Origin of the sequence: Allosphingosinicella sp. (assembly GCF_036387615.1) — a bacterium.
Classification (GTDB): domain Bacteria; phylum Pseudomonadota; class Alphaproteobacteria; order Sphingomonadales; family Sphingomonadaceae; genus Allosphingosinicella.
Genome location: NZ_DASVTH010000029.1, coordinates 128,590 through 138,205, shown reverse-complemented (window position 1 = coordinate 138,205; position 9,616 = coordinate 128,590). Strand labels below are relative to the sequence as shown.

Annotated in this window: 7 protein-coding genes and 1 tRNA gene; 6 read left to right on the top strand and 2 right to left on the bottom strand. The window is 65.6% G+C overall.

Features of this window, described 5'->3' with window-relative positions; all coding sequences use genetic code 11:
* Both VF631_RS05360 and VF631_RS05355 read right to left on the bottom strand, forming a co-directional pair.
* On the bottom strand, positions 1-551 hold a 551-nt coding region (locus tag VF631_RS05360; protein WP_431849246.1), incomplete at its 3' end, for a PilZ domain-containing protein.
* Between the two features lie 64 nt (positions 552-615).
* Complete coding sequence (locus VF631_RS05355; RefSeq protein ID WP_431849245.1) at positions 616-858, bottom strand: type II toxin-antitoxin system HicB family antitoxin; 243 nt, start codon at positions 856-858, stop codon at positions 616-618.
* A 399-nt stretch (positions 859-1,257) separates the two neighbouring features.
* On the opposite strand from VF631_RS05355, the gene parE reads away from it, so the two are divergent.
* The 6 genes from parE to VF631_RS05325 all read left to right on the top strand — a co-directional run bounded on the left by parE (position 1,258) and on the right by VF631_RS05325 (position 9,614).
* Positions 1,258-3,234: a DNA topoisomerase IV subunit B gene (gene parE / locus VF631_RS05350; protein ID WP_431849244.1), complete on the top strand. Its 1,977-nt coding sequence runs from the start codon at positions 1,258-1,260 to the stop codon at positions 3,232-3,234.
* 9 nt (positions 3,235-3,243) lie between these two features.
* Complete coding sequence (locus VF631_RS05345; RefSeq protein ID WP_431849243.1) at positions 3,244-3,981, top strand: 2OG-Fe(II) oxygenase; 738 nt, start codon at positions 3,244-3,246, stop codon at positions 3,979-3,981.
* A 1-nt stretch (position 3,982) separates the two neighbouring features.
* Complete coding sequence (locus VF631_RS05340) at positions 3,983-5,281, top strand: serine hydrolase (RefSeq protein ID WP_431849242.1); 1,299 nt, start codon at positions 3,983-3,985, stop codon at positions 5,279-5,281.
* A gap of 117 nt (positions 5,282-5,398) precedes the next feature.
* A complete protein-coding gene (gene dnaG, locus VF631_RS05335; protein ID WP_431849241.1) occupies positions 5,399-7,279 on the top strand; it encodes a DNA primase in 1,881 nt (626 codons plus the stop codon).
* Positions 7,280-7,296: 17 nt separating this feature from the next.
* Positions 7,297-9,324 carry an RNA polymerase sigma factor RpoD gene (gene rpoD, locus VF631_RS05330; protein ID WP_431849240.1) on the top strand — a complete coding sequence of 676 codons (2,028 nt, stop codon included), beginning with the start codon at positions 7,297-7,299 and terminating at the stop codon, positions 9,322-9,324.
* A gap of 216 nt (positions 9,325-9,540) precedes the next feature.
* Positions 9,541-9,614 (top strand) — tRNA-Cys (locus tag VF631_RS05325).
* Positions 9,615-9,616 lie beyond the last annotated feature (2 nt).

The window sequence follows — 9,616 nt, the reverse complement described above, 5'->3', positions numbered from 1 at the left end:
TCCACGGTGACGATCACAGGCTTGCCGACGCAGTCCCAGTCGTTGATCTCGACCTTGAGGCCGCCCAGCGAGATGTCGTGCATCTCCACGCGATGGTAGAGCTTGCCGATCCGCACAGTCGCTCCGCAATTCACCTCCATCCGCGGCGGCCGCGGCCGGAAGCCTTCGCGCGGCTTGCGGTTGCTGAGCAGCTGGCGAAGATCGACCTTGACGTCGAAGCGGATGCCGACGCAGCTCTTGCGGGTCCATGCGACGACGCCCGGGATGCGCTGATCGTGGCCGAACTCCACCTCCAGCGCGGTGTCTGCCGCGAGCGGGTTCGACAATTCGGCCGCGAGCCCGCCTGCCGAAAGGTTCTTCACCCGGCACAGCAGCTGCCCCTGCGGCGTGATCAGCTTCGCGATCGGGAGAATGGCCGCGAGCCGTTCCTCGGTCCGCCGTTCGGTCGGCCGGGGGACGGCGAGAGACAGGGAGAACAGGGTCGATTCCGCAGCGAACTCCTCGTCGCTGCAGCGCGCCCCATATTTCCTGCGGATCAAACCTCCGAACATGTTCAGCCTCGGCCAGAAGGTACAGGGCCGTAGCTTTAGCGGATCGGTGTTAACGAATTGTGCGTCAGGCGCTGGCAAGCATCCCGAATTTCTCGGTGGTCACGCGCAGGGTGCCGCTCGACCGCGGTAGCGGGAAGTCGCGCCCTTCCTCCTGATAGCGCTCCAGCGTCGCCTCCAGCGCGCACAGCGCCTGCTCGACCGCTTCCTGGTCGTCGCGCCCGAGCGCCCGCGCCTCCGGCACGTCCGGAATGGTGGCGATCACCATGCCGTCATAATTGGTCGCAAGCCTGAGGGAGTAAGTGAGCATCGCTTCCTCATCGAAAGGGTGAAAACGCGACACAGGGACAACATTCCGAGACGTTGGCGAATCCGCCTGCCGTCTCGTTCCAAGCGGCGGAGATTGACACGCGCGCGGCCGGTCGCCGAGTCCCCTGTCCGCGCGCTGGCGCAAGCCTGAGCCGTTTCGGCGCAGCAATGGCTCGGCGCATCGGCAGGAGCTGTCCTACAGTACCCAGTCCGGTCACCTTCGCGGCCCCGCTCCTTGCATCGTCAGTCGAGCTCGCACTCACCCGAAGCTTGCAGAATAAGGATCAGAGGTTCGTTTGTGGGGCAACTTCGCCAACATCCGCGCTTCTCCGACGCGAAGCTGTGGATCATTTGACTGCCGCCGCTTGGCCCCCGACTCCGCGCAATCTATAGCTGGCCAATGGCAGACTTGTTCGCGTCCAATGCCCGGCCCGCCGAAGACTATGACGCGTCGGCGATCGAGGTGCTGGAAGGGCTGGAGCCGGTCCGGCGTCGTCCCGGAATGTATATCGGCGGCACGGACGAGCGGGCGTTCCACCATCTCGCCGCCGAAGTGCTCGACAACAGCATGGACGAGGCGGTGGCCGGCTATGCCAGCCGGATCGAGGTGACGCTCGAGCCCGGCAACCGGCTCACCATCAGCGACAATGGCCGCGGCATTCCGGTCGACCAGCACCCCAAGTTTCCCGGCAAGTCAGCGCTGGAAGTGATTCTCACCACGCTGCATTCCGGCGGCAAGTTCTCCGACAAGGCCTATGCGACCAGCGGCGGCCTCCACGGCGTCGGCGTCAGCGTGGTCAACGCGCTCTCGACCGAGACGATCGTCGAGGTGGCGCGGAACAAGGAGCTGTTCCGGCAAACATTCGCGCAAGGCGCCCCGACGTCGGATCTGGTCCGGCTGGGCTCCATTCAGAACCGGCGCGGAACCACGATCAGTTTCGTGCCCGACCCTTCCATTTTCGGCGAGGATGCCAAGTTCAAGCCGGCCCGCCTGTACCGCCTCGCCCGCTCCAAGGCCTATTTGTTCGCGGGCGTGGAGATACGCTGGCACTGCGATCCGTCCCTGATCGCCGACGAGACGCCGCACGAAGCCGTCTTCCAGTTTCCGGGCGGACTGTCGGATCACCTCAAGGAGCAGGTCGGCGCGAGGGAATGCGCGACGGCCGAGTTTTTCCGCGGCCGCCAGGATTTTGCCAACGGCCAGGGCTCCGTCGAGTGGGCGGTCGCCTGGCCGCTGTGGAGCGAAGGCGGCTCATCCTACTATTGCAACACCATCCCGACCCCGGACGGCGGCACGCATGAGCAAGGCATCCGCTCCGCCCTTACGCGCGGGCTGCGCGCCTTCGGCGAACTGGCCGGACAGAAGAAGGCCAAGGAAATCCAGGCGGAGGACGCCGTCGGCGGGGCGGAGATCATGCTCTCCGTCTTCATCCGCGATCCTCAGTTCCAGAGCCAGACCAAGGACCGGCTGACCAGCCCGGATGCCGCCCGCCTCGTCGAGATCGCGATCCGCGACCATTTCGACCACTTCCTAGCCGATCACATGGAGCGCGGCCGCGCGCTGCTCGGCTTCATCCTCGACCGTATGGACGAGCGGCTCAAGCGCCGCGCCGAGCGCGAGGTGAAGCGCAAGACCGCGACCAGCGCACGCAAGCTGCGCCTGCCCGGCAAGCTCACCGATTGCGCGAACGACGACCCGGCGGGGACTGAGCTGTTCATCGTCGAGGGCGACAGCGCCGGCGGATCGGCCAAGCAGGCGCGCGACCGCAAGACGCAGGCGATCCTGCCGATCCGCGGCAAGATCCTGAACGTCGCCTCCGCCACCGCCGACAAGATCCGCGCCAATAGCGAGATCGCCGACCTCATCCAGGCGATGGGCTGCGGCACGCGCGAGCGCTGCCATATCGACCAGCTCCGCTACGAGCGGATCGTGATCATGACCGACGCCGATGTCGACGGCGCCCATATCGCGACCTTGCTGATGACCTTCTTCTTCCAGGAAATGCCGGAGCTGGTCCGCAAGGGCGCGCTCTACCTGGCGCAGCCGCCGCTCTACCGCCTCTCGTCGGGCGGCACCATCGCCTACGCCCGCGACGACCGGCACCGGGCGGAGCTGGAGCGGACCATCTTCAAGAACAAGAAAGTTGAGGTCTCCCGCTTCAAGGGGCTGGGCGAGATGAACCCGAACCAGCTGCGCGAGACCACCATGGACCCAAAGTCCCGCAGCCTCATCCGCGTCACTCTTCCCGCTGAGTATGAAGAACGGCAGGTGATCAAGGACCTGGTCGACCGGCTGATGGGCAAGAATCCCGAGCACCGCTTCCAGTTCATCCAGAACCACGCGGCTGAGCTGGACGAGGAAGCGATCGATGCCTGAGGCAGGCCGGTGAGCCGCCCCGCCGCGCTGTTCCAACTCAGCCCCGCGCTCGACCGGCGAGCGCTGGCCGAGCGGTTCGCCGCCGATCAGCGCATCCAGATACGAGACGTGCTGACGCCCGGCACGGCAACCGAGGTCCAAAGAGTCCTGGCGCAGCACACGCCCTGGGCAGTGGCATGGCAGGCAGGGCGGGACGGCCCCCATGTTATCCGCCGCGAGCAGCTGCAACGGCTTACCGGCGCCGAGAACGAGGCGATCGGCCAGAAGATCAGGGCGGCGATCCAAGGCGACGACTATGCGTTCAGCTATTCCAGCTATCCGATGCTGGACGCCTATCTAGCGCGCTGGAATCCGGGCGGCCCGCACGATCTGTTGCTCGAATATCTGAACGCGCCGGAGTTTCTCGACTTCATCCGGCAGGTGACCGGGATCCCCGAGCTTCTGAAAGCCGACGCGCAGGCGACCCTCTATGCGCCCGGCCAGTTCCTCGCCGAACATGACGATCACGGCGGTGAGGAAGGCCGGCGTGTCGCTTATGTGCTCAACATGACGCTCGGGAAATGGCGGCAGGACTGGGGGGGTTACCTGCTCTTCTTCGACGACGATGGCGACATCGTTGCCGGGTTTCGCCCCAGGTTCAACGCGCTGAACCTTTTCACGGTGCCTCAGCGCCACAACGTCTCCTATGTGCCGCCGTTCAGCCCCGTCGGGCGCTACGCCATCACCGGCTGGTTCCGGGATCGCTGAAGTGTCACGGTGGGTCAGGCGCCGCCGCTGGCTTGCCGCGCTCGCGCTGGTCTTCTGCTCGCTGATGGTGATTCCCGCGTCGGTCCAGGCGCAGGTCGCGCGGATCGAGTCCGCAGGACGACAGCTCGTCCTGCTGTTCAATCAGAAGGTCGAGCCCGATCAGCTTTTCACCCCAGAGTTTCTCGCGCGGGTGCCGGCGGCGCAGCTGAAGGACATCACCCGAACCGTTCGCGATCAGCTGGGCGCCGCGATCGCGGCAGAGATCGTGGGGCCGCACGACCCGCTCGGCGCCGCGCTGACATTGCGCTTCGAGCGCGGGTCGGCGCAGTTGCGGATCGCGCTGGATCCAACGACCCCCCACCTGCTGCGCGGACTTCTGGTCAGCGGCACTCAACGCATGGACGACAGCCTCGCTGCAATCGCGGCCGAGTTTGGGGCGCTGCCCGGCCAGGCGAGCTTCGCCGCCGCTCGGCTTGGAACCGCATCACCCGAAATCCTCGTCTCCCATCAGCCCGCGCTGCGTCTGGCGATCGGCTCCGCGTTCAAGCTGTTCATCCTGGCCGAACTGTCGCGCCAGATCAGCACCGGCGAGCGCGGCTGGAGCGATGTCGTCCCGCTGAGCCACAAGTCGCTTCCGTCCGGCTTCCTCCAGGACTGGCCCCGAGCCTCTCCGATGACGCTCCACAGCCTGGCCGCGCTGATGATCTCGCAAAGCGACAACAGCGCCAGCGACACCTTGCTGCACTTGGCCGGCCGCGAGCGGGTGGAGGCGCTTCTGCCCCGGTTGGGTTTGGGAAACGATCCTCGCAACAGGCCTTTCCTTTCGACCCTTGAGGCGTTCGCGCTCAAGGGCGGCGACACCGCGTTGACGACGCGCTGGCTGGCGGCGGATGAAGACGGAAAGCGCCGGCTGCTGGCAGAACTCGGCAGGGCCGATCCCGCCCGGATCGACATCGCTCGCCTCGCCTCCAAGCCCAATCACATCGACCAGGTCGAGTGGTTCGCCTCCGCGCAGGAACTCATCGGGACGATGGACTGGCTGCGTCGGGAAGGTGGCGAGCAGGCTCTCGACATCCTCGCCATCAACCCGGGCCTGGGCCGGCCGGCCGCCGCGCCATTCGCCTATCTGGGTTACAAGGGCGGATCGGAAACGGGCGTCCTCGCCATGACCTTCCTTGTCCGGGATCGCAAAGGGGGCTGGCATGCGGTCGCGGGCGCCTGGAACGACCCCGCGGCGCCGCTGGCCGCCGCCCGCTTCGAGCTTCTGATGAGCCGCGCCATCGCCCTGCTCGGCCGCTGAGCGATGTTGAGGGCCCGCGGGCGCCCGCCTCCATGACCTGCTGTTAGCGAGACGGCAGGCAGATTGTTCGGCTAACAACGCTTCCGTTCGCGCCCGTCGCGGCCTAGCATCGCGCCGATGGGATCGATTGCGTCGGCCAGTCCGAATCGGGGCGCTACGCCCTCAGGGGCACGGCGGAATTTCGCGCTGCTCAGCCCGGCTTTCCTGGATGAACTGCGCGCGCGGATCGCGCTCTCGGCGGTGGTCGGACGATCGGTCAGGCTTACCAAGGCGGGGAACGAATACAAGGCCTGCTGCCCTTTCCACCAGGAGAAGACGCCAAGCTTCTGGGTCAATGACCAGAAGGCTTTCTACCATTGCTTCGGTTGCGGCGCCCATGGCGATGCAATTCGATTTTTGACGGAGACGAGCGGTCTCTCCTTCATGGACGCGGTGAAGCAGCTCGCGGAGTCGGCCGGCATGGGCCTGCCGACACCGGAACCGGCCGAGATCGCCCGGCAGCAACGGAGCGCAGGGCTGGTCGACGTCACCGAAGCTGCAGCGCGCCATTTCGAGCAGAGCCTGGCGGGCGCGGCGGGCGGGGCGGCCCGCTCCTATCTCGACCAGCGCGGCATCAGCGCGGAGACCCGTACCGCATTTCGCGTTGGTTTCGCACCCGACGAGCGGAATGGGGTCGGCAAGGCGCTGGCGGAGGCCGGGACCGAGCGGCTGGTGGAAGCCGGACTGCTGATCCAGGTCGAGGACAAGGCGCCCTACGACCGGTTCCGCGGCCGGGTGATGATCCCGATCCGCGATCCGCGCGGCCGGGTGATCGCGTTCGGCGGCCGTATTCTGGGTCCAGGCGAGCCCAAATATCTCAACTCGCCCGACACCCCGCTGTTCGACAAGGGTCGGGTGCTGTTCAACCTCGACCGCGCCGCGCCCGCCAGCCGCCAGACCGGGCGTCTGCTCGTTGTCGAAGGCTATATGGACGTGCTCGCGCTCGACCAGGCCGGCATTCGCGAGGCGGTCGCGCCGATGGGCACCGCACTCACCGAGCACCAGCTCGAGCTGCTCTGGCGCCAGGTCGACGAGCCGATCCTCTGCTTTGATGGCGACAGCGCCGGCAAGCGAGCGGCGGCGCGGGCGGCCGAGCGAGCGCTGCCGTTGCTGAGCCCCGGCAAGCAACTCAGGTTCGCCCTCCTGCCCGAAAAGCAGGATCCCGACGACTTCATCCGCACCCGAGGTCGCGACGCCTTCGAGCAACTCCTCGCGGCTGCACTGCCGCTTGCTGAATTCGCCTATGCGTCCGAGCGGGCCAAGATCGATCCGGTCCGCCCCGAGCAGAGGGCGGGCCTCAGGAAGCGTCTGGAGGAGCTGGCCCAAAGCTGCGGCGACCGGCTGGTGGCGGACGAATTCGCGCGCTCGTTCCGGCGTATGTTCAACGACGAGTTCGCTTGGCGGCCCGAGCATCGCAAGGCGATTCTCAGCGCCGCAATCCGAACCTCGCCGCGGATCGCGCCGGACCTTGCCCGCTCACCGCTGCGATCAGCCCTCCATGGGCTCACGCGCTTTCCCCAACTTGTCGCGGAGAATCTGCACGCGCTCGGGGCGCTCAGGATCGATCATCCGGACCTCGCCCGCTGGCGCGAGACGCTGATCGAAGCGGCGCTCACCAATCCCGACCTTGATGAAGACGGCTTAGCGGCCATATTACAGATCAACTTGCTTCCCGAAACTCTACAGTGGGATGTCCAGTCCGATCTGCGGTTCGGCTTCATGCGAGGCTCGGAACCCGTGGAACGGTCGGTTGCCCAACTTCGCGCGCTGGTCAGGCATCTGGGCGAGGAGCAGGGCCTGGGAACGCAAGGCATGGAACTCGACGAGGCTGCACTCGCTGATGCAGCCGGGGACGATTATGAGCGCATCGCGGCGGACCTTCAGCAAGTCCGTTCGGCCAGGGCCAGCCTCCTCCAGCGTAGCGCGGAGTGGGATCTGGACCTGGAACAGGCAATCTAAGTCAATAAGGCGTTGGAATGGCGAAGACGAATACGGCGGAGACGAATGACAAGGCGGACGGCGGCGATGCCCCGGTCATCGATCAGAACGAGGCCTCCCTCAAGAAGCTGATCGCGCGCGCCAAGAAGCGCGGCGTCATTACCGTCGACGAGCTGAACGGCGTCGTCGGCGAGATGTCCACCGATCAGATCGAGGACGTCATGTCGTCGCTGAACGAGATGGGGATCAACGTCGTCGAGAATGACGAGGCTGACGAGGACGAGCCGGCGCCCGAGGCGGACACCGATGCGGGCCTCGACGACAATGCCGACGGCGAGGGCGGCACCTTCGTCATCGAGAAGAAGAAGGAAACCGTCGATCGCACCGACGATCCGGTCCGCATGTACCTGCGCGAAATGGGCGCGGTCGAACTGCTCTCCCGAGAGGGCGAAATCGCGATCGCCAAACGCATCGAGGCCGGCCGCGACACGATGATCTGGGGGCTTTGCGAAAGCCCGATCACGTTCAACGCGATCATCGAATGGTCGGACGCGCTCAACGCCGGCAACATGCAGCTGCGCGAGATCCTGGATCTCGATGCGATGCTCTCCAAAGGCCCGACCCCTGAGCAGGTGGAGGGCGCCGAGGAAGCCGGCGACGACATCTCCGAGAAGACGGCGGGCCCCTCCTACAAGGAAGAAGAGGAGGTTCCGGACGCTCCGCCCGAAGTGGACGAGGACGAGGAAGGTCTGACCGAGCGCCGCGCGCCCCGGCCGGCTGAGGAAGAGGAGGAGGACAACACCCTCAGCCTCGCCCAGATGGAGGAAACGCTCAAGCCGCAGGCGCTCGAGAAGTTCGCCAACATCACCGCCCTGTTCAAGAAATTCTCCAAGCTCCAGTCCTCGCGCATGGATGCGATGGGCGCAGGGCAGACGTTCGGCAAGAATGACGAGAAGAAGTATCAGGATCTGCGCGATCAGCTCACCGCGGAAGTGGAGAGCGTCCAGTTCCACGGCGCCAAGATCGAATATCTCGTCGACCAGCTCTACTCGTACAATCGGCGGTTGACCGCCTTGGGCGGTCAAATGCTGCGCCTCGCCGAGCGCCACAAGGTGCCGCGCAAGGCCTTCCTCGACAGCTACATGGGCCATGAGCTGGACGAGCATTGGTCCGACCGCGTCTGCAAGCTCGACAAGAAGTGGAACGCCTTCTGCACCAACGAGCAGGACGCGATCGAGCGCATCCGCACCGAGATCGCCGAGATCGCCCAGGCGACCGGCATGAGCCTGGCCGAGTTCCGGCGGATCGTGAACCAGGTCCAAAAGGCCGAGCGCGAGGCGCGTATCGCCAAGAAGGAGATGGTCGAGGCGAACCTGCGTCTCGTCATCTCGATCGCAAAAAAATATACGAACCGCGGCCTGCAATTCCTTGATCTCATTCAGGAAGGCAATATCGGCCTCATGAAGGCGGTCGATAAGTTCGAATATCGCCGCGGCTACAAGTTCAGCACCTACGCAACCTGGTGGATCCGCCAGGCGATCACGCGCAGTATCGCCGACCAGGCGCGCACCATCCGCATTCCGGTCCACATGATCGAGACGATCAACAAGCTGGTCCGCACCAGCCGCCAGATCCTCCACGAGATCGGCCGCGAACCCACCCCGGAAGAGCTCGCCGAGCGCCTCTCCATGCCCCTGGAGAAGGTCCGCAAGGTGATGAAGATCGCCAAGGAGCCGATCAGCCTTGAGACGCCGATCGGCGACGAGGAAGACAGCCACCTCGGCGACTTCATCGAGGACAAGAATGCGGTGATTCCGGTCGACGCCGCGATCCAGGCCAACCTCAAGGAAACGGTGACCCGCGTCCTCGCCTCCCTGACCCCGCGTGAGGAGCGCGTGCTGCGCATGCGCTTCGGCATCGGCATGAACACCGATCACACGCTGGAGGAAGTGGGGCAGCAATTCTCGGTTACCCGCGAGCGCATCCGGCAGATCGAGGCGAAGGCGCTGCGGAAGCTGAAGCATCCGAGCCGGAGCCGGAAGATGCGGAGCTTCTTGGATCAGTAGCGATGGTGTGGCTGTCGGGGATGGTGGTGTCAGTCTCCACTTCCCGGACCGTGCAAAGAGGTCATCTGCGGCAGGGCCGCGGCGCAGCGTAGGCCTGGCGCACAGGAGGAAAGAGCCCGCCTCTTGCTGTGGCGGCTGGTTTCCAGGAGGATCTCAAGCGCCATCCGGCAACTTCCGCATTGACCCCGCGCGAGAATTGGCTGATTTGCCCCGCGTGGCCCGATGGCGGAGTGGTTACGCAGAGGACTGCAAATCCTTGCACGCCGGTTCGATTCCGGCTCGGGCCTCCACT